Source organism: Flavobacteriaceae bacterium GSB9, from assembly GCA_022749295.1.
Classification (GTDB): domain Bacteria; phylum Bacteroidota; class Bacteroidia; order Flavobacteriales; family Flavobacteriaceae; genus Flavisericum.
Genome location: CP062007.1, coordinates 2,038,821 through 2,065,516 on the forward strand (window position 1 = coordinate 2,038,821; position 26,696 = coordinate 2,065,516).

General features: G+C 37.8%; 21 protein-coding genes and 1 pseudogene. 16 read left to right on the forward strand and 6 right to left on the reverse strand.

What is annotated here, in order from left to right:
- The first annotated feature begins 23 nt into the window (after positions 1-23).
- Positions 24-1,589, forward strand: a complete 1,566-nt coding sequence (locus GSB9_01781; GenBank protein ID UKM65218.1) for a 4Fe-4S binding protein — start codon at positions 24-26, stop codon at positions 1,587-1,589.
- 216 nt (positions 1,590-1,805) lie between these two features.
- A complete protein-coding gene (locus GSB9_01782; protein UKM65219.1) occupies positions 1,806-2,411 on the forward strand; it encodes a MarR family transcriptional regulator in 606 nt (201 codons plus the stop codon).
- A gap of 118 nt (positions 2,412-2,529) precedes the next feature.
- Here GSB9_01782 and dnaE read toward each other — a convergent pair whose 3' ends face one another.
- Positions 2,530-6,918, reverse strand: a complete 4,389-nt coding sequence (gene dnaE / locus GSB9_01783; protein UKM65220.1) for a DNA polymerase III subunit alpha — start codon at positions 6,916-6,918, stop codon at positions 2,530-2,532.
- Between the two features lie 161 nt (positions 6,919-7,079).
- Here dnaE and GSB9_01784 point away from each other — a divergent pair, with 161 nt between their 5' ends.
- The 3 genes from GSB9_01784 (at position 7,080) to rimM (ending at position 9,489) form a co-directional block, all read left to right on the forward strand.
- Positions 7,080-8,153, forward strand: coding sequence for a lactonase family protein (locus GSB9_01784; protein ID UKM65221.2), 1,074 nt, complete (start codon positions 7,080-7,082; stop codon positions 8,151-8,153).
- A 118-nt stretch (positions 8,154-8,271) separates the two neighbouring features.
- A complete protein-coding gene (locus tag GSB9_01785; protein ID UKM65222.1) occupies positions 8,272-8,790 on the forward strand; it encodes a 30S ribosomal protein S16 in 519 nt (172 codons plus the stop codon).
- Between the two features lie 174 nt (positions 8,791-8,964).
- On the forward strand, positions 8,965-9,489 hold the full coding sequence (gene rimM, locus GSB9_01786; protein ID UKM65223.1) for a ribosome maturation factor RimM: 525 nt from the start codon (positions 8,965-8,967) through the stop codon (positions 9,487-9,489).
- A gap of 202 nt (positions 9,490-9,691) precedes the next feature.
- Here the strand turns inward: rimM and GSB9_01787 are convergent, their stop codons facing one another.
- Positions 9,692-10,138, reverse strand: a complete 447-nt coding sequence (locus GSB9_01787; GenBank protein ID UKM65224.1) for a PA2169 family four-helix-bundle protein — start codon at positions 10,136-10,138, stop codon at positions 9,692-9,694.
- 181 nt (positions 10,139-10,319) lie between these two features.
- Positions 10,320-10,736 carry a PA2169 family four-helix-bundle protein gene (locus tag GSB9_01788; GenBank protein ID UKM65225.2) on the reverse strand — a complete coding sequence of 139 codons (417 nt, stop codon included), beginning with the start codon at positions 10,734-10,736 and terminating at the stop codon, positions 10,320-10,322.
- Positions 10,737-10,935: 199 nt separating this feature from the next.
- Between GSB9_01788 and GSB9_01789 the strand changes: the two genes are divergently transcribed.
- From GSB9_01789 to GSB9_03315, 4 genes and pseudogenes are all read left to right on the forward strand, one after another.
- A complete protein-coding gene (locus GSB9_01789) occupies positions 10,936-11,652 on the forward strand; it encodes a methyltransferase (GenBank protein UKM65226.1) in 717 nt (238 codons plus the stop codon).
- Positions 11,653-11,758: 106 nt separating this feature from the next.
- Positions 11,759-12,937 carry an acyl-CoA dehydrogenase family protein gene (locus GSB9_01790; GenBank protein ID UKM65227.1) on the forward strand — a complete coding sequence of 393 codons (1,179 nt, stop codon included), beginning with the start codon at positions 11,759-11,761 and terminating at the stop codon, positions 12,935-12,937.
- 151 nt (positions 12,938-13,088) lie between these two features.
- On the forward strand, positions 13,089-16,556 hold the full coding sequence (locus tag GSB9_01791; protein ID UKM65228.1) for a hypothetical protein: 3,468 nt from the start codon (positions 13,089-13,091) through the stop codon (positions 16,554-16,556).
- A gap of 114 nt (positions 16,557-16,670) precedes the next feature.
- Positions 16,671-17,566, forward strand: a pseudogene (locus GSB9_03315) (metallophosphoesterase family protein).
- Here GSB9_03315 and GSB9_01794 read toward each other — a convergent pair.
- Positions 17,563-17,889: a 2Fe-2S iron-sulfur cluster-binding protein gene (locus tag GSB9_01794; protein ID UKM65231.1), complete on the reverse strand. Its 327-nt coding sequence runs from the start codon at positions 17,887-17,889 to the stop codon at positions 17,563-17,565. The pseudogene GSB9_03315 and the gene GSB9_01794 sit on opposite strands and share 4 nt — an antisense overlap.
- Before the next feature lie 289 nt (positions 17,890-18,178).
- Between GSB9_01794 and GSB9_01795 the strand changes: the two genes are divergently transcribed.
- Genes GSB9_01795 through GSB9_01801 form a run of 7 tightly spaced genes read left to right on the forward strand, consistent with a single transcriptional unit; the run spans position 18,179 to position 23,637 of the window.
- Positions 18,179-18,610 (forward strand): SoxR reducing system RseC family protein, encoded by a 432-nt coding sequence (locus GSB9_01795; protein ID UKM65232.1) that lies wholly within the window; start codon positions 18,179-18,181, stop codon positions 18,608-18,610.
- Positions 18,611-18,612: 2 nt separating this feature from the next.
- Positions 18,613-19,515, forward strand: coding sequence for a Fe-S cluster domain-containing protein (locus GSB9_01796; GenBank protein UKM65233.1), 903 nt, complete (start codon positions 18,613-18,615; stop codon positions 19,513-19,515).
- On the forward strand, positions 19,508-20,836 hold the full coding sequence (gene rsxC, locus GSB9_01797) for an electron transport complex subunit RsxC (protein UKM65234.1): 1,329 nt from the start codon (positions 19,508-19,510) through the stop codon (positions 20,834-20,836). Before GSB9_01796 ends, rsxC begins: the two co-directional genes overlap by 8 nt.
- Before the next feature lie 2 nt (positions 20,837-20,838).
- On the forward strand, positions 20,839-21,849 hold the full coding sequence (locus GSB9_01798; protein UKM65235.1) for an RnfABCDGE type electron transport complex subunit D: 1,011 nt from the start codon (positions 20,839-20,841) through the stop codon (positions 21,847-21,849).
- Positions 21,850-21,851: 2 nt separating this feature from the next.
- Positions 21,852-22,445 (forward strand): RnfABCDGE type electron transport complex subunit G, encoded by a 594-nt coding sequence (locus tag GSB9_01799; protein ID UKM65236.1) that lies wholly within the window; start codon positions 21,852-21,854, stop codon positions 22,443-22,445.
- An 8-nt stretch (positions 22,446-22,453) separates the two neighbouring features.
- The gene (locus GSB9_01800; protein UKM65237.1) at positions 22,454-23,059 is read left to right on the forward strand and encodes an electron transport complex subunit E; all 606 of its coding nucleotides are present in this window, start codon (positions 22,454-22,456) and stop codon (positions 23,057-23,059) included.
- 2 nt (positions 23,060-23,061) lie between these two features.
- Positions 23,062-23,637 carry an RnfABCDGE type electron transport complex subunit A gene (locus tag GSB9_01801; GenBank protein UKM65238.1) on the forward strand — a complete coding sequence of 192 codons (576 nt, stop codon included), beginning with the start codon at positions 23,062-23,064 and terminating at the stop codon, positions 23,635-23,637.
- Positions 23,638-23,728: 91 nt separating this feature from the next.
- Here GSB9_01801 and GSB9_01802 read toward each other — a convergent pair whose 3' ends face one another.
- Entirely contained in the window at positions 23,729-24,742 is a 1,014-nt protein-coding gene (locus GSB9_01802) for a 2-oxoacid:ferredoxin oxidoreductase subunit beta (GenBank protein UKM65239.1), read from the reverse strand.
- A 2-nt stretch (positions 24,743-24,744) separates the two neighbouring features.
- Positions 24,745-26,613 carry a 2-oxoacid:acceptor oxidoreductase subunit alpha gene (locus tag GSB9_01803; GenBank protein UKM65240.1) on the reverse strand — a complete coding sequence of 623 codons (1,869 nt, stop codon included), beginning with the start codon at positions 26,611-26,613 and terminating at the stop codon, positions 24,745-24,747.
- Positions 26,614-26,696: the final 83 nt, after the last annotated feature.

Consider the following 26,696-nt stretch of genomic DNA (forward strand, 5'->3'; position numbering starts at 1 on the left):
CAAATAATAATCCCACTTAAGAAATGGCATTAACCAAACCCGAAATACATCATCTATCCACCAAGCAAAAAATTGCTGTTTTTCTAGGTAGTGTTGGTTTATTCATTTTGGCCTTGGCCCTATTTGGCTTAAACTTTCCCAACAAAAGTTTATTTTTGATGCTTTCGTTGGGGCTTATTTCTGTTGGTACTATTATTTTTTCAAACAATCTTTATTTATCAAAATCCGAAGGCATAAAAAACGATGCTGCTTGGTTTAAATCCATTTCCTCACGAGGTGTTATGGCTTGGATTTTGGGCATCGTCTTAACCTGCTTTTACATTGTATTGTATTTTTATCCTAAATATTTGGGACAGACCCCTACCGATGAACCCAACAAAGGACTCATTGCACTATTCGACCCCTTGAGCGAATTACTTAGCGGTCGTCCGGCAAGCCAATGGTTCGTTTACGGAACGCTTTATACAGTGGCTATTTTAATTTTTGGATATAAATTTTTGTTGAAATATCGACATAATCGTTACGAGCAACTCCGAACCATTTCTGTGATGTTCTTTCAATTGGCGTTTGCTTTTTTAATACCGGAATTCATGTATGTTATGAACTCCGATTTACCCTATTACGACCTTAAAAACATCTGGCCACTCAATTATTACAATTTTGAACAGTATCGGGTAAATGCATTTATTAATTCGGGAACTATTGGTTTGGCCATGCTCATTTTTGGAATACTATCTATTTTTGTCATCACACCCATTCTCACTTATAAATATGGAAAACGTTGGTATTGCTCTTGGGTTTGCGGCTGTGGCGGATTGGCAGAAACTGCTGGCGACCCCTTCAGACATTTAAGTGACAAACGGCTTTTTGCCTGGAACGTGGAGCGCTGGGTAATACACAGTGTTTTGGTTTTTGTGGTGTTAATGACCACAGCCGTAATCTATACCTATTTGGGTTATAACCCCAAAAAATATTGGCTAACGCGAGATGTCCTTTTGTATTCGGTTGCTAGTTTTTTAACCCTAATTTTTGTGCTCACCATGGTTTTTAAACGCCATGAATTGGGTAAAGATGCCAAATATGGTGCCATTGGCTATTTTGCAATTATTATGGCACTCGTCGCTATTCATCTGTTCAGTTCTGAAACTAAACTGTTTTTATTTAAAGCTGAAACACTACGGTCTTCATATGCGTTTTTAATTGGTGCTATTTTCTCAGGGGTGATTGGCACGGGGTTTTATCCCATTTTTGGAAACAGGGTGTGGTGTCGCTTTGGATGCCCCATGGCTGCTATTCTCGGTTTTCAGCAAAGGATGTTTTCAAAATTTAGGATTACTACCAATGGCGGACAATGTATTTCTTGTGGAAACTGCTCGGTATATTGCGAGATGGGCATTGACGTTCGCGCCTATGCTCAAAAAGGTGAAAACATTGTGCGCTCCAGTTGTGTGGGGTGTGGTATTTGTTCGGCCGTTTGCCCACGTGGTGTTTTAAAATTGGAAAATGACAGCATGAACGGACGTATTAATTCCAACGACATTTTATTGGGCAACGATGTTAATTTAATGGATTTGGTCAACAAGAAGTAACACCTCCATTTTAAACTGAAAACAGAAAATTTATCAAAATAATTAACCGTAAATTTTTATTAGTTAGGATAACTAACTTTGAAGCTGTCTAAAAAGTCGTCATTCCGAACGAAGAGAAGGAATCTTTATAAATCAAAAGTTGGTTGTCAGATTACTTCGAAATAAAAATTTCTCGTAATGCGTTTGTTAGTTACTTTTTAGACAGCCTCTTTAATTATGTACAATAGCATTTTCAATCCAGATTTTCAGCAGCAAAACGTACCCAGCAAAATTGTGGCTGGTTTAGAGCGTATTTCAGAGGTTTTTAAAGTCTTACTTTGGGAAAAAGCTAAGTTATTGGGCTTAAGCCCTATCCAAATTCAAATTCTCATTTTTATCCATTATCATAACTTAGAGTTTTGTAATGTGAGCCATTTAGCAAAAGAATTCAACGTTACTAAACCCACCATTAGTGATGCTGTAAGGGTTTTGGTAAAAAAGCAATTGATTGAAAAAGTATCGGCTTCCTCCGATAGCAGAAGCTATGCCATCCAATTAACCGAAACAGGAAAAAACATCGTTTCCGAAACCGAAAACTTTGCTCAGCCACTAAAAACCCAATTGGAAAACATTAATGAAAATGCACTAGAAAGCACTTTTGAAACGTTGAGCCAACTTATTTATAAACTCAACCAAATTGGGATTTTAACCGTACAACTCACATGCTACGCTTGTAAATTTTATAAAAAATTTAAAGACGGCCATTTTTGCAATTTGATGGAAAAGGAATTGCTAAATACCGAAATTAGAATTGATTGCCCGGAGTTTGAGGTTAAGAATTAACCAATAAAAAAATTCCTTACGAGGAAGTAGCAGCCTGCATTAAGCACAATTAAGTGTGGCCATCTTTTTATCAGAACTAAATTTCAACATTGCCACGTAACTCCTCGGAATGACGAAGTTATTTCAACTTAAACATGACGTCTTGAGCCTGAAGTTCGTTAATTAATTCCTGACTAACTTTTACTTTTTGCCTTCTGCTAGGCATATGCAACTTCATTTTTTCCTTGGTATCGTAAACCACAAAATTTAGTGCTTTGCTACCCGGATGAAGACTAATGAGCTCTTTAAGTGCAACTATTTTCTGTTCGCTTAAATCATTAATATCAACCTGTATGGATAGTTTTTTAGCATACTGCTCCATAACATCGTGTAACAACTGGAAGTTATTGAACTGCAGTCTGGGGTCGCTGCGCTTGCCGGTGTCTTTATTTATCCAACCTTCGCGCACAAACGTTTTTACGAACACAAAATTATTCTTCATTAAAAAATGTCGGAATTTTAAATATTCTTCACCAAAAATTCGGAATTCGTAACTATCAGTGTAATCTTCAATAGTGAACAATGCCCAACCTTTACCCTGTTTACTAACACGGTGCTGCACATCGGTAACCACTCCACCAAAAACAAGTTCTCGATTCACGTAAGGCTCCAAATTATTAAACATGCCTACTTTGGCATTGCAGAAGGTTTTCATTTCGAGTTTAAAATCATCCAGGGGATGTCCAGAAATATAAACACCAACTACTTCGCGCTCTTTACTGAGTTTTTCCATGGTGCCCCACTCTTCACACGGCGGCACTTCGGGCTCGGCTATTTGTACTTCACTGGCATCGCCAAACAAACTGACTTGTGCCGAGTTTTCATTTTCTTTATGCTTTTGGGCGTATTTAATGGCTTTTTCCAAAAAGGTAATACCATCGCCTTCATCATGAAAATATTGTGCACGATGGGTTTCGCCAAAACTATCGAAACCACCTGCTAAAGCTAAGTTTTCAAAAGCTTTTTTATTGGCTGCACGCAAATCGATACGTTTAGCTAAATCGAAAATGGATTTATAATGCCCGCCTTCCTTTCTATTTTCAACAATGGTCATCACTGCGCCATGGCCAACCCCCTTAATGGCCCCCATTCCAAAGCGAACCGCACCATCTTTATTTACCGAGAATTTATAGTAACTTTCATTAACATCAGGCCCGAGAACGTCTAGTTTCATACGCTTACACTCTTCCATAAAGAACGTGACCTGCTTGATATCGTTCATATTATTGGAAAGCACAGCCGCCATATATTCCGCTGGATAGTGAGCTTTTAAATAAGCCGTTTGGTAAGCAATCCAAGCATAACAGGTAGAGTGTGATTTATTGAAGGCATAGCTCGCAAAAGCTTCCCAATCTTTCCAAACTTTTTCCAGAATTTTCGCATCATGTCCATTCGCACTGGCCTGTTCGATAAACTTGGGTTTCATTTTTGCCAGTACGGCAATTTGCTTCTTACCCATCGCTTTACGCAGAACGTCGGCTTCACCTTTTGTAAAATCGGCCAATTTTTGCGAGAGTAACATCACCTGCTCTTGATACACCGTAATACCATAAGTTTCTTGGAGGTACTCTTCCATCGCAGGCAAATCGTACTCAATGTCTTCTTCACCGTGCTTTCTGCGGACGAAACTCGGAATGTATTCCATAGGCCCCGGACGGTACAAGGCATTCATGGCAATGAGGTCTTCAAAAACCGTAGGCTTTAAATCGCGAAGATGCTTTTGCATGCCAGGCGATTCGTACTGGAACACCCCAACCGTTTCACCCCGTTGGAACAGCGCATAAGTTTCTTCATCGTCAAGCGGAAAGGTTTCGGGATCTAATTGAATACCATGTTTGGCTTTTACAATTTTAACGGTGTCTTTAATTAGGGTGAGTGTTTTGAGTCCTAAGAAATCCATTTTTAGAAGCCCGGCCGATTCCACGACCGAGTTATCAAACTGGGTAACGTACAAATCGGAATCTTTGGCTACGGAAACGGGCACGAATTTGGTAATATCGTCGGGCGTTATAATAACCCCACAGGCGTGAATACCTGTATTTCGCACCGAACCCTCTAATACTTTAGCCAGGTTCACCGTTTCGGCCTGTAAATCGCTGCCATCGGCAATATTTAAAAGCTCGTTGATTTTCTCTACATCTTCAGACCTAAATTTTTTGCCCAATTCTTTTTCGTCCAAACCAAAAATCTTATTCAGTTTAGACATATTAGGAATGAGCTTTGCTATCCTATCGGCATCAAACAGGGGTAAGTCCAACACACGTGCAGTATCACGAATGGATGATTTCGCGGCCATGGTACCATAGGTGATGATCTGTGCCACTTGATTCGCGCCATATTTTTCAATCACATAATCCATCACGCGGCTTCGGCCTTCGTCATCAAAATCGATATCGATATCGGGCATACTAACTCGATCGGGATTCAAAAACCGCTCAAAAAGCAGGTCGTACATCATTGGATCAATGTTGGTAATCCAGAGGCAATAGGCTACTACCGAACCTGCTGCCGAACCACGTCCTGGCCCCACCGAAACATCCATATTTCGGGCTTCCCGGATAAAATCTTCAACAATCAAAAAATAGCCGGGATATCCTGTGTTTTCAATAACGCTGAGCTCGAAATCGAGCCTTTCGGTAACTTCTGTCGTAAGCGGTTCGCCATAGCGTTTTTTGGCGCCTTCGTAAGTTAAATGGCGTAAATAGGCATTTTCACCACGCTTGCCGCCGTCAACCAAATCTTCTTCGTGCTTAAATTCATCGGGGATGTTGAAAGCAGGCAACAACACGTCGCGCGCCAATACAAAAGGTTCGACTTTATCAATAATTTCCTGAACATTAAAAATCGCCTCAGGAATATCTTGAAACAATTTTTTCATGTCTTCAGAAGATTTAAAATAATACTCCTGATTGGGTAAACCGTAACGGTAACCACGTCCGCGACCAATGGGGGTGGATTGCTTTTCACCATCTTTTACACACAACAAAATATCGTGTGCATTGGCGTCTTCCTGCTTTTGGTAATAGGTATTGTTGGTGGCTACAATTTTTACATCATGTTTCTGGGCCAAGCTAATCAACGTCGGGTTAACACGGTTTTCATCCTCTTGGTTGTGGCGCATCAATTCAACGTACAAATCGTCGCCAAATTCCTCCTTCCACCACAACAGGGCTTCTTCGGCTTGGTTTTCGCCGACATTTAATACTTTGCTAGGCACTTCACCGTATAAATTTCCGGTAAGCACCATGATATCCTCTTTATATTGTTGGATGAGTTTTTTATCAATTCGAGGTACGTAGTAAAATCCATCGACAAAGGCATGCGACGACAGTTTCGCCAAATTATGATAACCATTTTTATTTTTGGCCAACAGCACAATTTGGTAGCCGTTGTCTTTTCGGGTTTTATCGGTATGGTCTTCACAAACAAAAAACTCACAGCCCACAATAGGTTTTATTTCTTTGGCCGTAACGGTTTCACCTGATGCTTTGGCAGCTTCAATCTTTGCTTGAATGCCTTTATTGTGGTTGCTTACGGCATTCACAAAATGAAACGCTCCCATCATGTTGGCATGATCGGTTAAGGCTACAGCTGGCATATTGTGTTCGGCAGCGGCACTAACCAAATCGGCCACACTCATAGTAGATTGCAACACCGAAAATTGCGAATGGTTATGCAAATGTGCAAACTCAACTTCCGCTAAATCGGAACGGTTTTGTTTGATTTCTTCGGAAGAAATCTGCCTGCTTTCAGCCTTTTTTAATCGCTCACGGATTTTGGCACTTTCACGTTTTAGATTGATGTGCTTTAGCCCTATAAGTTGTATTTCGGATGGGTTGGCTTCCTTGAAATTTTTGAAATAATCAGGTTCAACATCCAACTCTTCTTTAGTGTACTCACCTAAACGAACCAGCTCTAAAAAACAACGCGTTGTCGCTTCCACATCCGCAGTGGCATTATGTGCTTCGGCAAAAGGCTCATTAAACAAATATTCGTGCAGCTCGGTAAGTGTTGGCAATTTAAATTTTCCGCCACGACCACCTGGTATTTGGCATAATTGCGCAGTATGCTCGGTACAGGTATCTAAAACAGGGAGTTCCTGCAAAGGGTTTTCAACATTTTCCCGCACAAACTCGGCCCCCATAATATTCAAATCAAACTTTACATTTTGCCCCACCACAAATTTGGTTTTCGCTAAAGCAGCATTGAATTTTTGTAGTACGTCAATTAATGGCACCCCTTGTTCTTCAGCCAATTCGGTTGAAATACCATGTATTTTTTCAGCATCAAAAGGAATATTGAATCCTTCAGGCTTTACCAAAAAATCTTGACTTTCAATGCAATTCCCCATAGCATCGTGCAACTGCCATGCAATTTGAATACACCGAGGCCAGTTATCTACATCGGTTATTGGGGCATCCCAACGTTTTGGCAATCCTGTGGTTTCGGTATCAAAAATTAAGTACATGTGCTATGTTATTTTCTGTGTTTTGTTTGTCGGAAATGAGTTTATAAAAATACATAGAATTTGTACTTTTTTGGAGTGAAGTTGTTATGAGTTTTAAACAATATAAGCACTCTTTAAATCAATTTAAAAGTTATATTTTTGAAAAAACACCCAATCCTTTTATGAAACTGCATTTAGTCGTTCTTCTCACACTAATTAATTTAGCAACTGTTGCTGCTCAAAACATTCCACTATACGTAGGCACTTTTACCAACGAAGATGCACAGGGGATTTATCGATATCAGTTCAACACCGAAACAGGAGAATTAAATAATCAAGTTTTAGCCGTTGCTATCGAAAGCCCTAATTTTATAACCTATTCGCCCAACAGGAGATTTATGTATTCGGTAAATCGTTCTTCAGACTCGGAAAGGCCCGATTATGTTGCCGCCTATAAAATTAACACCGATGGCTCACTAATACTGCTTAATACACAAAACAGCCACGGTAAATCGCCCTGCCATATCGCGGTTAATGCATCGGCCACCAAAGTTGTTATTTCAAACTATAACGGTGGTACGGTTGTTATTTACAATATTACTAACGATGGTAGTTTAAGCGAAGCTTCACAAATTTTTAATCATAACGCAGAAACTGAAAAATCACACGCACATTCGGCACATTTTTATAGCGATGACATGTTTGTTGCCGATTTAGGCAGAAATGCTCTATACCAATACACATTAGAAAATAATACATACCAACTCGTCAGCTCTAAAATTGTTGACATGGCAGGCAATCCTGGTCCACGTCATTTTTCGATTAGCAAAAACGGAAAATTTATTTATATCATCAACGAATACGGCAGCTCCATTACCTCGGTAAAAAAAACCAAAAAAGGATTCAAAAAAATTGACCACGATTCTACTCTAAGTGATAACTACAAAGGAAAAAACTCTTGTGCAGACATTCACCTATCAAAAGACGAGCGTTTTTTATACGGTTCTAACCGCGGCGAAAATTCCATCGCTGTTTTTAAAAGAAACACTCGAAACGGAAAAATCAAGAAAATACAGAACATTAACGTTGAGGGTAACTGGCCGCGCAACTTCACTTTAGACCCTACTGGAAACTTTCTTTTGGTTGCCAACCGCCGTAGCAATAACATCTCGGTCTTTAAAATAAACAAAGCTCATGGGACGCTATCTTTTTTACATGACATAAAATCACCAACGCCCGTGTGCTTATTGTTTTAGTTTTCAAGGTCAAAAGCCTTAAATTTCATTTTAAAAAAGCATGGTTTATTAAAAATAATAGAGTATCTTTGCGCCCTCATTAATAACCGAGGTCGAGAACCTCAAATAATTAATTATTATGCCAGTAAAAATTAGATTACAACGTCACGGTAAAAAAGGAAAACCTTACTACTGGATCGTAGCCGCAGATTCGCGCGCAAAAAGAGATGGTAAATACCTTGAAAAATTAGGTGCTTACAACCCAAACACTAACCCAGCAACTATTGATTTAAACCTTGATGGTGCTGTAAAATGGTTACAAAATGGAGCACAACCAACAGACACTGCTAAAGCTATTTTGTCTTTCAAAGGTGCGCTATTGAAAAATCATCTTGCAGGTGGTGTTAAAAAAGGTGCTTTAACCGAAGAGCAAGCTGAAGAAAAATTCAAAGCTTGGTTAGAAGAAAAAGAAGCAAAAATTCAAGCTAAAGCCGAAGGTTTATCAGAAGCAGAAGCTAAAGCTAAAGCTGAAGCCCTAGCTGCTGAAAAAGCCGTTAACGAAGCCAGAATTGCTGCTCAAACCCCTGCTGTTGAAGAAGAAGCTGCCGAAGAGGAAGCTCCTGCTGCAGAAGCTGAAGCAACAAACGAAGAAGAATAAAAATTTATTTTTTATACTTTTAAACTCCGATGGGCAACTATCGGAGTTTTTTGTTTAATCCTTTTCTTTTCGGAAATGGGCCTAACAATTTCCATGGAAACGGGAAACCCAAAATCCATACGCTTTAAAACTATGAGATTTCCGACTTTTCGGAAATAGAAAACATCTAATTCAATGAAAAAAGAAGATTGCTTTTACCTAGGGAAAATCGTAAAAAAATACAGTTTTAAAGGTGAGATTTTAGCCAAACTCGACACTGACCAACCCGAACTTTACGAAAACCTGGATGCCATCTTTTTAGAACTAAAAAACAACCTCGTCCCCTTTTTCATAGAAAAATCACAATTGCACAAATCAGATTTGCTTCGCTTAAAATTTGAAGACGTTGACAACGAAGCCGATGCCGATGCCATTATGAAAAGCAACCTGTTCCTGCCTTTAGAATTATTACCAAAGCTAGAAGGCAATAAATTTTATTACCATGAGGTCATCAATTTTACCATTAAAGATGTTAATTACGGAGAAGTAGGTAAAATTACTGCTATTAACGATTCTACAGCACAGGCTCTTTTTGAGGTAGACAGAAATGGCACGGAAATCTTAATCCCGATGAACGATGAGTTTATTGTTAAAGTAGACAGAGCCAGCAAAACCATTCTTGTTAAAACTCCAGAAGGTTTGATTGACCTGTATTTATAAAAACAAGATATCCTTAAAGCATTAAGGAAATATCATTACGAGAAATTTTAATTTCGAAGTAATCTCGTAACCAGCAACTTGATTTTTATAGATTCATTTACGTCGCCTGTCTTGAGTATTTCGACGTCGCTCGATACAGGCATAAGCCTAAATGCTAAGAATGACATCTTTTTGGACAACCTCTACTGAGTATGTTTTTGCTTTAGGCAATTAATCTATTACCAAGTTGCATCGAACGCAGGCTGCTTTCAATTGTATCTCTCTGATTTTTTATAAGTTGCGAAATATTTTCGGGGAACCTGAATTTTTTTAAAGCTGAGTTATACTTCTTGACGCTCCATGTTTTAATTTTACAAACTTCGTTAAAAAGAGCAGACTCATCTTTTTTGGAAATAACTTGTTTAAACTTATCCCAGATTTTAACCCCTCCTTTAGATTGATCTATATATTCTGGGTGGCCTCCTTTTTGAATGATTTCGGCCCCGAGAAACCTACAAAACTCATGTCTTTCAAAGGCCATGGCCCTAAAAAAATGTTTTAAATCTTCGCTTTCAACTTGATTTAAAGCATGTAAATAGACTTTTTCAGCTTCATAATTAATGGCTAAAAGTTCATTTAATTGAGCAATAGTTGGATTTGAATTTTTCATCGTTTTGGGGAATTATAGGTTTAAAAAACAGACTATACTAAAGTGTTGAGCTCATTAAATTAGTCAATAATTAACATAAAATCAACAACTTAATCTATTTTTTTAATTTAAATCTTTTCTTTCACCCAAAAGCATGGAATGAAGTACGCACTATAAAAAAACACTCACCAAAAAAATACTTCTAAGCTTCTTGCGTAATGAGGTGCTCTAATCGTGTTACGGCATTCATATGCGACATAACACTATCCCGTTGTTCGGAAAGTGACTTACAAAGCGAAAGAGGCAAATTGAGTTCGCTAAGTAAAGCATTGTATTTATTAATGGTTAACTGTTTTACCCTACAAACTTCTCTAACAATTTGGTTGTGGTCTTTTAAAAAAATAATGCTTCTAAAACCCATAGAAAGTTTATAAGCTTCGGTTCCTAGTTTTTGAGGTAACGCGGTATTATCATTAAACTTTTCTACTTCTGCCAACAAATCTTGATTATAGCTTCTGCGCTCCGCTTTGCGGTCATTGAAAAAAATTCTGAGTGCCTCATTTTCTGAAGCCTTAGCAGCTTCATCATAAATATTTTCAAGCGCTTGATTCGTTAACATCAAATCATTTAACTTGTTGAATATTTTCTCTTTATTTCTCATTATCTTTATTCCCTGAGCCATTTCTATCTTCAATTATATTTTATATACGTAACTAAGCTAAAATAAAGTCTACAAAAAACGTAGATTTTAACACTGTTTTTTAAAATTTAATACATTTTAACGTTTATTAGCTTTTTATTTTAAATTGCATAAACCCATGTCGAAATCAATTTTTTCTTTTAAAGAATTTAGCATAAACCAAAGTAGATGTGCCATGAAAGTTGGAACAGACGGCGTTTTACTTGGAGCTTGGGCCTCTGTAAACCAACATCCATTTTCCGTGTTAGACATTGGGGCCGGCACTGGTGTTTTATCGCTTATGCTAGCCCAACGTTGCCATGCTGAAATTATTGATGCTTTAGAAATTGATAGTAACGCCTACGAACAATGTGTAGATAATTTTGAGCAATCGCCTTGGAGCGACCGCCTTTTTTGTTACCATGCATCGCTTGAAGAGTTTGCCGATGAAATTGAAGATAAATACGATTTGATTATAAGCAATCCGCCATTTTATTCTGAAAACTATCAAGCAGAAAACAAACAGCGCACAATGGCTAGGTTCCAGGATGCCATGCCCTTTCAACATTTAATTGAAAGTGCTGCAAAATTACTTTCGGAAAACGGTGTTTTTTCGGTTGTCATTCCATATAAAGAAGAAGGACGGTTTATTAAAATAGCTTTAGAACTCAACCTATTTACTAATCGAATTTTACATGTTATGGGCACACCTACTTCAGAAAAAAAACGAAGTTTAATTGAATTTTCATTCCAGAAAAGTGATGTAAAATTTGAACTATTAGTTATCGAAACTTCAAGGCACCAATACACCGAAGATTACATTAATTTAACCAAAGATTTCTATTTAAAAATGTAATTTAATCAATAAAGATTATTTAAATTTGAGAACAAATAATGATAAATCTATAAAAATAACTCCGGTTTATTGATTATTTTCTTAAAAATAACTTAAATTAATCTTAATGAAGCCAGACTTATTTCAAGCTCCAGACTATTATAATTTAGACGAACTACTAACCGAAGAGCACAAACTAGTACGTAGTGCAACGCGCGATTGGGTTAAAAAAGAAGTATCTCCTATTATTGAAGATTATGCCCAGAGAGCAGAATTTCCAACACAAGTAATAAAAGGACTGGCTGAAATTGGAGCATTTGGCCCTTATATCCCAACAGAATACGGCGGCGCTGGGATGGACCAGATTTCGTATGGCTTAATTATGCAGGAAATTGAACGGGGCGACTCGGGCATTCGCAGTACAGCATCTGTACAATCCTCATTGGTAATGTATCCCATTTGGAAATATGGCACCGAGGCACAACGCCAAAAATATTTACCCAAATTGGCGGCGGGCGAATGGATGGGTTGTTTTGGACTAACAGAACCTGACCATGGGAGCAACCCAGGCGGTATGGTCACCAATTTTAAAGACAAAGGCGATTATTACTTATTAAATGGAGCCAAAATGTGGATTAGCAACGCCCCTTTTGCAGATGTTTCCGTTGTATGGGCCAAAGATGAAAACGAACGTATCCATGGGCTTTTGGTTGAACGTGGGATGGAAGGTTTCTCAACTCCAGAAACCCATAATAAATGGTCGTTGCGAGCATCGGCCACCGGTGAGCTTATTTTCGATAATGTAAAAATCCCCAAAGAAAATCTTCTTCCAGAGAAATCTGGACTAGGCGCACCTTTGGGCTGTTTAGATTCTGCGCGTTATGGCATTGCTTGGGGCGCAATTGGTGCTGCTATGGATTGTTATGATACCGCATTACGCTATAGCCAACAACGCCAACAATTTGGAAAACCCATTGGGCAGTTTCAATTGCAACAAAAAAAATTGGCCGAAATGATTACCGAAATCACTAAGGCACAATTATTAACATGGCGATTAGGTCTTCTACGTAACGAAAACAAAGCGACCTCAGCACAAATATCGATGGCAAAGCGCAACAATGTTGATATGGCCATTACCATTGCTCGAGAGGCCAGACAGATATTGGGAGGTATGGGCATTACAGGCGAATACAGCATTATGAGGCATATGATGAATTTAGAAAGCGTTATTACCTACGAAGGCACGCACGATATTCACTTACTGATAACCGGATTGGATATCACAGGTTTAAATGCATTTAAATAGTCTCAATTAATTTATTCCTCGCAAACGTTTTCTTAAAAATTATACCAGTAATATGACATTCGACAGTTTTTTTTATTTTATCAGTCCTTAAATTTGACTTTTCAAAAGCATCTAAACAAGGAAAACATTAAGAACTTAATACAATCATAAAGTGGACAACGCAACAACGCCAGAAACAAGAAAAGACATCATTCAATTTATTAATTTACAATTAGCAGCCATTGGGCAACCAATTTTCAGGGATAAAAATGACAGCAAAGAAAAATTTTGCGACCCTGAATTTGAAAAGACCACCCGACCGCTTATAATGAGCTTAAGGGAAAAGTCGAGACTATTGGCCGACCATTTATCGCCTGCCGACTCTAGAATCCAAAATTTTATAGACGATTATTTAAAAGATATTGAGGTAAACAAATCGTACAAACTACCTAACGACACTTTAATACTGTCTAAAAAAGGGCAAGCCAGAGAAGCTAGCTTACCGCCCGATGGTGATTCTTTTGAAAGTGATTTGGTCAATTCTAAACGGTTAAAACAAGGTATTTTAAACAACCCTTTACATGATAAAAGAACCACCAAAGGCACCTTCCACATTGTTGAGGGGCCGCTTCCAGTACCTCTAGACAAAAAAGAAGTCCCTAAAGTGGTTTTGGCTCATTTTTTAAATGCTGCCTTTAAACCTTCAGAAGAGCTTAATACACTTCCATTTACTTCGAGCCAAGAGAAACGAGCCAAAACGATGGTTTCAATGCTTCTAAGACCCGTAGTGTGCCCCGAAGTAAAAGGTGTTATTGCAGAAAAATCACTCGAGGTACGTTTTTTCGCGCCCGGATCATTAGTGAGTAATTTAGACTTTGTTGAAAATATTTTTGGTAATGCGGGCAACCCTAATTTAGCTCATAATGATGCCGCACTAGACCCCGAACATTGGACCGGCCATACCGGCTGTATCATTCTTGCCCCACAGCTCTTAAAACTTAAAAAGAAAGATGTTGGCCTTCCTCATTTCAAAGATGCTACAGACCGCCAGAAAAAAGATGGTATGTGCTGGACAGATGAAAACGAGCTCTACAACGACGGAGGCGCTTTTAAAATTACATGCCGAGATGACAGAGGCGTTGTTGTTACACTCATTGCAGACAACTATTATGGTTACTCCAAAAAAGAAATCAAAACCCAGATAAGTTACTCTGCAAACCTTTACGGCTTAGCTGAAGAAGAGCATGCGGGTGGCGCCATCGCTTATGCCAGACGTGTTATGGGCGATACCGTAAACTGTAATGATTACAACCAATATTACGGGCTAGACCACACTTTTGAAGATGTAAAAAACCTATTAGGAGACCGCATTGAAGTAAAACCAGAAAACTATGCCATAGACAAAAAATATCCGAACATCGTTTACATCCCTGAGTCGTCTTATTTCAATACAAATACCAACAGCATTACTTGGAACCATAAAGGCAAAGAACAAAAATTAAAATTATCGCCTTTTAAAACCTACATCCATCCATCAGGTAACAAACTAAGATTAGAAAAACATAAATCCATCAATTTATGGCGCATGATTGAAACCTACCCAGAAGGTGTATTTTGCCATAAACCCTGTACCGTTTCTGGAGGTGGGAAGTCAGAAATTTCAAAATCCATGCAAAATGCCATTACCTATAGTGTGTTTAACATTCATGATATAGAAGAAGACTTCAAGAAAGCCGATGAAATCATAGAATTTAACTACTCTACCAGATGGAAAGACAAAGACCCCAACAGACCGAAATCAAGGTCTTTGTTAAGTGAAAAAAGAACATTGGGCTCTGTTGTAAAACTACTAACCCCTTCAGAAGAGAACTCTGATGAATTCAACGAATGGCTAAGAAACATCCCAGTACACGTACGCTCGTTAGTACTATTTGTTAAACGCTTGTTTAGGCAAGCCCATGGCGCCAACCTTAACTGGAAAGATATGATGACTGTTGATATTATCAATGGTGATAAAGGTACAGCGCTACTATACAACCACACACCTGTGGTAGGTAGTTATGTTAGAATAGGGTTTAACCAACAAGGCAACTGGATGCTGAATAAATTGCGTTCGGACTTTTCAGCTTGTGAAAAAATTCAAACCGAAGATGACATCACAGCGTCAATTACGCTTCCCAGAAATAAGTTTAAAGCGTTAAACCCGGAATACCCCAACAAAAGTGTAAAAGTGCTAACAAATTGCGAGGCCCATTTGTTCCAAAGGCCAGATGAAGCCATTGTTAGAGGTTATGATAAAGGCGCCGAATTAGATATTATTTCAGATGGCAGGTTTTTAACAAATTATGAAATGCTAACTAAAAAAGATGCAATTGAAATCTATGAGGACACTATAAACTTTGACAAGTACACACAACCTGTAAAAGACTTTATTGAAGATATTATAAAAAATGATGACGACGATGTACAGTTCGTGCTACCTTCGCATCCAAGGATTGTAGAAGACGGTTTACCAACCAAAAACCCACGTTATTTAGAACCTAATAGGTTTTATAACGAAACTGAAGCGTCTTATATCTCAGATATGGGTGTTCGTTTAAAACGAAAAATAAAGTTGGACGACCCTGTAATTCACGTTGTCAATGCCGTTTTACCAGGAAGAAGAAACAACCCAGTTGACAAAGAAGCAGGCATTAGACCTCTAGCTGTTTATAACCCTATACATTACCAAGAAACGCCCGAATTGTTTATGGATTTCATCTGTAGCTTAACAGGTAAATCGCCATCAACAACGGGAGCAGGAACAGAAGGTGCCTTAACTAAAGCACCGTTTAATATGTTAACACCAACAACAGATCTAAACAATGCTTTGTTATCGCATATTTTAACGGAATCTAATGGATTTAGCACGGCCGCAGGATACATTGGTGCCGAAAACAAGATAGACCACGATGTTAGTTTATTAATTCCTGAGATTTGGGCCAGAATGGCTCCCGAAGACAGAGACCCTAATAACCTAATTTCCAATGGCTCGTTAGAAAAAATAGAAGATTTCGAGTACGAGGGCAAAACCATACTAGCAAGTAGACTGGGTTACAGAATCACCAAAACTTTTGCTTTGTTATGCTTAAACAGGTTGTTCGATGAACCAACAGCGGTATTTAACGAAAGAATGCTAAAACCAGAATTGCAAGGTATTGAAGATTATGTTGATGGTATAAACAACATTGTTGAAGCTCAACAAAAAGTTGCCCTTAACTATTTTGAAGATGGCAGTATTGATGCCGCCATACCGCCTTTAAAAATACTGTTGCACATTATGGCTTATGGAAATTATGAAGGCAAAAGCATTAGCGACCCCGAATTACGAAAGTATTTTGACAGAGACTATGTTTTAGATGCCGATTGGTACAAAGAACGATTGGCATTAAAACAACAAAAAGACATTAAATACTACGGCGACCAAATTGATTATTTAGAAGCCTTTGTAGCAGACCCTAATAATGACAACTTAGTTGCCGAAATGAACATAAAACAACGTTTGGAAAATGTCCAACAGTTATACAACAGAGTAAAATCTGAAGAATATCTCAAAGGTTTAGTGGGCACAATAGGTGCAGACCCCTTGTACCGAAAATAAATATGGTGACTAATTTCAAATTTTAGTATGATGCTGGATTAGTCTAAATAAGCACTGCTAAAATCAATAAAAGCGTTTCGTTTTGAAACGCTTTTTTGTTTACATTTACTTTGTATGTTTTCATCTAAAAAAATACTGGATAACGCTTATAAAAATGAAAAAGTTATTGATTTTGACGACGACAGCAAATTCATTTTATTTAGCGACTGCCACCGCGGAGACAATAGTTTTGCTAACGATTTTGCCAATAACCGCAATATTTATTTTCATGCCTTAAAACATTATTACGCTGAAGGCTTTCAGTATTGCGAACTTGACGATGGCGATGAACTTTAGAAAATTTATCGTTTGAATCCATTCTTAGCGCCCATAAAACGTGTACATGCTCATGAAACTCTTTCATAAGGACAAAAAGCTACACATGATATGGGGCAACCACGATATGGCTTATCTCGATCCTAATTATGTAAAGAAAACTTATCTTCTTATTTCGATCCAAAAACAGGACAAGACGAAGAACTTTTTAAAGATATTACCTACAATAAGTCGTCATTTTAAAACACGGTGTAACGGGCCAAGAAGTGTTTTTAACTCACGGCCATCAAGCCGATTGGTGGAATTTTCTGTTTTGGAAATGGAGCCGTTTTATGGTGCAAATACTTTGGAAACCATTAAACGTTATGGGAATTTCAGCCCCTACAAGCCCTGCAAAAAACTACAAAGAGCTCACTAAAGTTGAACGTAGAACAAAGCACTGGATTACAGAAAATAACAATCTACTAGCTATTGTTGGTCATACCCACCGGCCACGATTTCCAGAACCAGGGGATATTGTTTTTTTTAACGACGGCAGCTGTGTTCACCCCAGAAGTATAAGCGGTATTGAAATTGAAAATGGTAAAATCTCATTAATTAAGTGGTAAATTGCCACAAAAGACAATGGCATACTGCAAATAGTTAGAGTGTTATTGAGGGGGCCTCGACGACTAATTGACTACAAAACGGCTTAACTTTCAGGAGCAAGTTCTACTTCAAGCCCCTCCATTTCAGGTGTCATTTGAATTTGACACCCCAATCGGCTGTTATCCTTTACATCGAAAGCTTCGGCCAACATCGCATCCTCATCATCGCTCATTTCAGGCAAATCATGATTGCTTAAAACGTAACATTGGCATGACGCGCACATAGCCATACCACCACAAATTCCAATAGTTCCTTCTGGAGCAAGCTCATACGAACGAACAACTTCCATAAGGTTCATAGCCATATCAGTTGGCGCCAAAATTTCATGTTTCACTCCGTCCCTATCTGTAATGTTTACTTTAATGTCCATCCTACCGCTATTGTTTAAAAACTTTAAGTGTATATGCTCAGTGATTTTTTAAAAATCTGGGCAAAAATAAAACATAATTTACTATTATCAAATTATTTCCCTATAAATCTTATAGGATTAATAGGTTTTAAAATTTAATTCTTTATAAAACAAACCTTTACACACTATTTCCCTTTAATAAATTTAAGTATATTTTTTAAAACAATAACAATTCCTGACATAAATCATAAAATTCGAATGCTGATTATAGTACTTTAACCAAGTAATTTGATGTAACTATCTAGTAGCTGTGGAAACTCAAATAAAAAATAAGGACACTTTTGTTCATTCTGGTGTTATTTCTAAAATTTCTGGAGAATCTGTTATTGTTACCTTAGAACAAAACATACACTGCGAATCGTGCAAAGCAAAAGCATCATGTGGTATTTCAGAGTCTGTAACAAAAGAGGTCATTGTATATAATGCAAAAGACCCTTTTAAAGTTAATGAACAAGTACAGGTTGTACTGAAAAAAACTTTGGGCTTTAAAGCCGTGTTTTGGGCTTATGTTTTCCCCTTCTTATTAATGCTTTTCACCTTAATAATTGCTTCTACTTTTTTAACTGAATGGGTAGCAGGAGTACTATCTATTTTGGTGTTATTGCCATATTACTTAACTCTCTATTACCTTAAAAACAATTTTAAAAGTGTTTTTAAAATTTCAATATTAAAACAAAGTTGAGCATGACCGTTTCAATATTAAATAGTGTTTTGTTATTAGCTTCCTTAGGAGTTATTGCAGCCGTTGTTCTTTACGTAGTTTCCAAGAAGTTTTACGTTTATGAAGACCCCCTAATTACTGAAGTTGACGAAATATTGCCTGCAGCCAATTGTGGTGGGTGTGGGTCGCCTGGTTGTAAGGCCTTTGCTGAAAAACTTGTGGCATCGGAAGATATTTCAGACCTATTCTGCCCTGTTGGGGGTAACGATGTTATGAAGCAGGTTTCTGAAATTTTAGGCAAGGAAGTAGCAGAACAAGACCCTACTGTAGCCGTAATGCTATGCCAAGGAGGTTGTGATGTACGCCCTAAAACCACAGAATACCAAGGCCCAAGATCTTGCGCAATATCTGCCATGGTCTACAGTGGAGAAACCGATTGTCAATACGGTTGTTTAGGTGATGGCGATTGTGTTACTGTTTGCGACTTTGAAGCCATGTATATAGATGATTCCACTGGTTTACCTGTAATTATTACAGATAAATGTACCTCCTGCGGTGCCTGTGTTAAAGCTTGCCCCAGAGATATTATAGAAATGCGCCCCCGTAATAAGCGTGACCTAAAAATTTTTGTTGGTTGCCTAAATGAAGATAAGGCAGGAATAGCTAAAAAAGCATGTGAAGTGGCATGCATTGGATGCTCTAAATGTGATGATATTTGCCCCAAAGACGCTATTACTATGGAAAATAATTTAGCGTATATAGATGCTGAATTGTGTACCTTATGTAGAAAATGTGTTGCAGTCTGTCCAACAAATTCCATCATAGAAACTAATTTTCCACCGAAAAAAGTAAAAGTGCCAAAAAAAGATAAAGTAGCTGTTGCCGAAGCAAATGTACAACCCAAAAACTCAAAAACAGATGCTTAAAACATTTCCAAAAGGCGGTATTCATCCCCCAGAAAACAAGATAACCTCTTCAAAAGGCATTAAAAAAATGCCAGTGCCCAAAGTGGTTTATGTACCCATAGCTCAACATATTGGTATTCCTTCAGAAATAATAGTAAACCAAAAAGATAAAGTTGAAATTGGCCAAGTCATCGCAAAATCTGGTGGGTTTGTATCATCAAACATCCATTCCCCAGTAGCGGGAACCGTCACGAAACTGGATATGATTATTGATACCAGCGGCTATAAAAAACAATGCATTGTCATCAGAACCGACCAAAAAAACGAATCTAATTTTGAGGAGGTTGAATATCCTTTAAAAACCGAAATTGAAGCGGATGCCAAAGATATTCTTCAAAAAATAAACGATTTTGGTATTGTCGGTCTTGGTGGAGCCACATTTCCTTCACATGTAAAATTGCATGTTAAAGAAGGGGCCAAATTAGACCACCTTATTATTAATGGTGTAGAATGTGAGCCTTATTTAACAGCCGACCACCGATTAATGCTCGAAAAAGCCAAAGAAATAGTCGTTGGCATTAAAATATTGCTCAAAGCTTTAAACCTTAACAAAGCTGTTATTGGTATTGAAAACAACAAAAAGGATGCCATCAAGCTCTTTAAAAACCTTACCAAAAACGACCATACCATTAAAGTAGCGGCATTACAAGTAAAATATCCCCAAGGTGGCGAAAAGCAATTAATCCATGCCATTTTAAAAAGAGAAGTTCCAAAAAATGGATTACCTCTTGACGTTGGTGTTATCGTACATAATGTCGGGACTGTTTTTTCCATTTACCAAGCCATTCAACACGACAAACCTTTAATTGAACGTGTCGTAACAGTTACTGGGAAAAAACTAGAAAATGCGTCGAATTATTGGGTGAAAATTGGAACACCTATTAAAGACCTAGTAGAAGAAGTAGGCGGTTTGCCCGAAGGCACAAGAAAAATAGTTAACGGAGGCCCAATGATGGGTAAAGCCATAAAAAACTTGGATGTACCCGTTACCAAAGGAACTTCTGGGATTTTAGTTATTTCGGAAGACGAAGCTAGCCGAGGCGAACCCAAAAACTGTATCCGCTGTAGTGAGTGCATTAATGTTTGCCCAATGGGACTAGAACCTCATTTGCTCATGAATCTTTCTGAAAAAGGCATGTATGAAAAAGCATCATACGAAGATATAATGACCTGTATTGAGTGTGGTTCTTGCAGTTATGTTTGCCCTTCTCACCGTCCATTACTCGATTACATAAGGTTTGGAAAAAATATTGTTAAAAAACTAAACACTTCCAAAAACTAGATATGAGCGCTCAACCAATTATAGTATCTGCCTCGCCGCATGTCCACTCCGATAGGACTTCAAAAAAGCTTATGTATGACGTTGTCATCGCATTAATACCTGCATTTTTGGTTTCTATATATGTGTTTGGACCCAGCGCCTTGATTGTAACAACTGTTGCCATTTCGTCATGTATTTTATTCGAATATTTAATTCAAAAATATCTTTTTAAAGCTGAAGTAACTGTGGGTGATGGTTCTGCGTTACTTACAGGTGTTTTGTTGGCATTCAACTTACCTTCAAGCCTCCCTATTTGGATGGTTATTGTTGGTGGTTTGGTGGCCATAGGTATTGGCAAATTATCGTTTGGCGGCCTGGGCTTTAACATTTTTAATCCGGCATTGGTGGGGCGCGTGTTTTTACTCGTTTCATTCCCGGTACAAATGACTATGTGGCCCACAGCCGTTGAAAACAACACCTCTTTAGTTGATGCTGTAACTGGAGCCACCTCTTTGGGCACCATAAAAGAAGGGCTAATGGCAGGCAAAACCATGACTGAAATTAGCGCAAAAATTCCTTCTGCTATGGATATGCTGTTTGGTGTAACAAGTGGTTCTTTAGGAGAAATGTCGGCGTTAGCCTTATTGCTTGGTGGTATATATTTAATTGTTAGAAAAGTTATTTCATGGCATATCCCGGTAATCCTTCTGGCCACTATGGCCTTTTTTACAGGTGTTTTTTGGACAGTTAATCCAGAACAATATGCCAATCCACTTATCCATATTTTATCTGGTGGCGCCATTTTAGGAGCCTTTTATATGGCAACCGATTTGGTTACGAGTCCCATGACAAAAAAAGGCATGGCTGTTTTCGCCATTGGCATTGGCGTAATAACGGTTTTAATTAGACTTTTTGGAGCTTATCCCGAAGGCATTTCGTTTGCCATTTTAATCATGAACGCTTTTGTTCCTTTAATTAACAAATATTTTAAACCACGAAGATTTGGTTCTAAAATAAAAGCTAAAATCGTGTAATTATGAGCAAGAAAGAATCAACATTCTTAAATATGACCGTGTCTCTTTTATTGATCACACTCATATCTGGTTTTGCATTAGGCTTTGTAAATGATTTAACCATTGAACCAAAAGCCAAAGCCAAACTAGAAAAAAAAATAAACGCCATAAAACAAGTGCTGCCCGAGTTCAATAACAACCCTGTTAAAGATCTAAAAAAAGTAAAATTGGAAACTGCAACCGATAGCATAGAAGTTTATCCTGCTTATAATAATGAAGAATTTGTTGGAGCCGCAGTAACTGGTTTTTCTGAAAAAGGGTTTAGTGGACTCGTTAAAATTATGGTTGGATTTAAACCAGATGGTTCCATTAGAAACATTGCGGTTTTGGAGCAGAAAGAAACACCTGGCTTAGGCACAAAAATGAAAGACGAAAGTTTTCTGCAACAATTCAGAAACAAAAACCCTAACACTTTCAACATAATGGTTAAAAAAGATGGTGGAGAAGTGGATGCCTTAACAGGTGCAACCATAAGCTCAAGGGCCTTTACAGAAGCTGCGCATATGGCTTACAACGTATTTTTAGAAAACAAAGATGCCTTCAAGCCGTCTAAATAACAAGAATCATGGCAAACGATATAAATCAAAAACAAAATTTCCTAAAAGGCATCATCAAAGAGAATCCTATTTTCGTGATGCTTTTGGGTATGTGCCCTACTTTGGGTGTAACCTCATCGGCATTTAATGGATTGGGCATGGGCGTTGCCACTTTGTTTGTACTTTTAATGTCAAACATTGTGGTATCATTAGTAAAAGCCCAAATCCCAAGTAAAGTTCGTATCCCTGCTTTTATCATTATTATCGCCTCTTTTGTTACGATAGTTGAAATGGTTTTGGAAGCCTTTATTCCATTTTTATATGAACAACTCGGGATATTTATTCCTTTAATTGTGGTAAACTGTTTGATACTTGGTAGAGCTGAAGCGTTTGCTTCAAAAAACAATTTGATATCTTCTATTCTTGATGCCTTGGGTATGGGGCTTGGTTTTGTTTTGGCTCTTACGGTTTTAGGTGCTGTTCGCGAAATACTTGGCAATGGTAGTTTATTTGGTTTATCCTTTGTTCCAGAAAATGCCAACACGTTTATACTTTTTATTTTACCTCCGGGTGCATTTATTGCCCTAGCTTATTTAACTGCCGTTTTTAACAAACTAACATCTAAAACTGCTTAACCATGGATTACTTAATTATACTTATAGCAGCCGTTTTCGTAAACAATATTGTTTTGTCTCAGTTTTTGGGCATTTGTCCATTTTTAGGAGTTTCCAATAAGGTTTCAACCTCAATAGGCATGTCTGGAGCTGTTTTATTTGTTATGACCATAGCCACTACTGTAACATATTTACTACATGAATATGTTTTAATTCCAAGTGGTTTAAACTATTTAAGAACCATAACTTTTATTTTGGTGATTGCTGCATTGGTACAAATGGTTGAAATTATTTTGAAAAAAGTAAGTCCGGCATTGTATCAAGCTCTTGGCGTTTTTCTTCCTTTAATTACAACAAACTGTGCGGTTTTGGGCGTTGCCATTTTAGCTTTAGGATTAGAAGATAGCAACTTGTTAAAAGCGGTTTTCTATGCCATATCAAACTCTCTGGGTTTTGGATTGGCTTTAATTGTTTTTGCTAGCATCAGAGAAGAATTAGAGCTTGCCAATATTCCAGAAGACATGAAAGGCGTGCCCATTAATTTATTGGTTGCTGGTCTTTTATCATTGGCCTTTTTAGGATTTACTGCATTGGTATAAACCTTCAATTTATAATACCTTAATAAGAAAACACCTCCTTTTATAATAATTTGAAAAAGGCATTTTTAATTTGAGTTAGTCAACTATTAAATTAATTTACTTGATATATTTCTCCAGAGAAGAATAGGTCGTCGGTTTTTACAAATTTTGAGCGTGATTTTACCTCTTTTGTTAAGATATCTTCTCGTTCTTCCAGGGTAACATCGTCAAAACTTCTTATAATTCCAGTTACCAATGGATATTTTAACCTCACCAACATTTGATGCATGGTCGGGTCTTCTTCTAAGGCATTGTGCACCACAATATCCTCTTCTGATATGCCATTTTCTCCAATGGTTACCACTTCCAATTTCAAATTGTTTAGCACCAAACCTTTATTTCTATCTTTTCCAAAAATCATTGGTTTTCCATGCTCAACAAACAACTGCTTATCTCCCCTAACATCTTTATCTGTGAATTGTGTGTAGCATCCATTATTAAAAATCACACAATTTTGTAACACTTCAATTAGAGAGGTTCCATTAAACTTTTCAGCTTCAATAAAAATTTGGGTCATTTCCTTTGGTGTATTACCCCCTATTCTTGCAAAGAAACGAGCTTGTGCACCTATGGCCAATTCGCCAGGGTAAAAGGGTGGTTGTGTATTACCATAGGGTGACGATTTTGTTTTTTGCCCCACAAGTGATGTTGGCGAAAACTGTCCTTTGGTCAACCCATAAATTTCATTATTAAACAAAATGATATTTAAATCTATATTCCGACGTAAAACATGGATAAAATGATTGCCTCCAATAGCCATAGAATCCCCATCTCCAGTAATAACCCAAACACATAAACTCGGATTTGCCAGTTTAACACCAGTTGCAATGGCAGGGGCTCTACCATGAATGCCATGCATACCATAAGTATCCATGTAATATGGAAAACGTGATGAGCACCCAATACCAGAAATAAAAACAACATCTTCCTTTTTTACCCCCATTTCTGGAAGTGCTTTTTGCACCGATCGTAAAACAACATAATCATCACAACCAGGGCACCACCTTACCTCCTGGTCGCTAGCAAAATCCTTAAATGTATAGTTTCTTTCTGCAGTTGTTTCCATGATTACCGTAATAATTTTTTGAATTCTTCAATTAACTCACTGTTGCCAAAAGGCAATCCTTGTACTTTGTTATATTGCAACAACCCAAAGATGTTAAAGTTCATTCTCAGAATATTAACAAATTGCCCATTGTTTAATTCACAAACCACAATCTTCCTAAAGCTTTTAAGCACCTCTTCGGTGTTTTTCGGCAATGGGTTTATATAGCTGAAATGGGCAAAACCTATATTCTTATGCCCCTCCATATTTAATTGTTTTACAGCGGAATGTAAGCTGCCATATGTTCCGCCCCAGCCAACAACTAGCAATTCACCAGACTCAGCAAATTCAGGCACTAAATCAGGAATGTAATTTTGTACTCGCTTAATTTTAGCTGCTCTAATCTTAGTCATAGCCTCATGGTTTTCTGGAACATGAGACACATTACCTGTAATTTGATCTTTTTCCAAACCACCTATTCTGTGCTCTAAACCAAATGTCCCAGGAACAGCCCAATTTCGTGCTAGAGTTTCAATATTTCTATCATACGGGTGCCAATTCTCATTGACTTCGATTACCTTATTGTTTTTAATTTCAGGCATTTCTACAACACGTTTTATCCTCCAAGGTTCTGAACCATTGGCAATGTATCCGTCTGTTAACAGAACAACGGGCGTCATATGCTCTAAAGCAAGTTTAGCAGCTTGATAGGCATAATTAAAGCAGCCAGAAGGTGTATCGGCAGCCAAAACTATTACAGGACTATCACCATTTCTACCATACATGGCTTGCAATAAATCAGACTGCTCAGTTTTAGTTGGCAACCCAGTGGAAGGGCCTCCACGTTGTACATTAACCACAACCAAAGGCAGCTCTAACATTACGGCCAAACCCAAAGCTTCACTCTTTAGTGCTAAACCTGGACCTGATGTTGTTGTAATAGCTAAATCTCCAGCAAACGAAGCCCCTATTGCAGATGTTACGCCTGCAATTTCATCTTCAGCCTGAAATGCTTTAACACCAAAGTGTTTGTGCTTAACAAGTTCGTGTAAAATATCTGTGGCCGGAGTAATTGGGTATGAACCTAAAAATAATTCCAACCCTGATTTTTCAGCAGCGGCAAGAAAGCCCCACGCCGTAGCCGTATTACCCGCTATAATCCGGTAAACACCAGACTCCATTTTAGCTGGCGAAATTGCATATGCATTAGGAATTAACTCTAAGGTTTCGGCATAGAAAAAACCTGCATTCAGCACTTTGGTGTTGGCTTCAATTAAATGTGGTTTAGACGCAAATTTTTTCTTAAAAAAATCTATAGTGTGTTCTGGTGATCGATCATACATCCAATACACAACTCCTAAAGCAAACATATTTTTACTTCTGGCAATACTTTTATTATCTAGCTCTTCAATGTCCTTCAAAGCCTCTTTAGTCAATGATGACATTGGTACTTCTATAATTCTATAATTTGTCAAGCTTCCATCCTTTAGCGGATTTCCTGAGTACTGAGCCTTTTCTAAATTCTTCTTTGTAAAGGAATCTGTATCCACAATGATTGTGTAACCAGGTTTTACCGCATACAAATTGGTTTTTAAACCTGCTGGGTTCATAGCTACCAATAAATCTACATCGTCTCCCGGTGTACTAATTTCAACACTACCTATGTGAACCTGAAACCCAGAAACACCATATAAACTTCCTTGGGGTGCGCGTATTTCTGAAGGGTAATTTGGAAATGTTGCAACATCATTTCCAAACATAGCTGATGTATCAGAAAATTGCGTGCCGGTAAGCTGCATCCCATCACCAGAATCACCAACAAATCTTATTACTACGGCATCTAGAACTTCGTGCTGTATCTTTTTCTTCTGTCTCGTTTTATTAGCTATCATAACAAATTCAATTTAAAAAATTAAATACTTGCACTCTAACCAAATATAATTTTCATTTTTCGAATTAAATGTGACAAATGTCA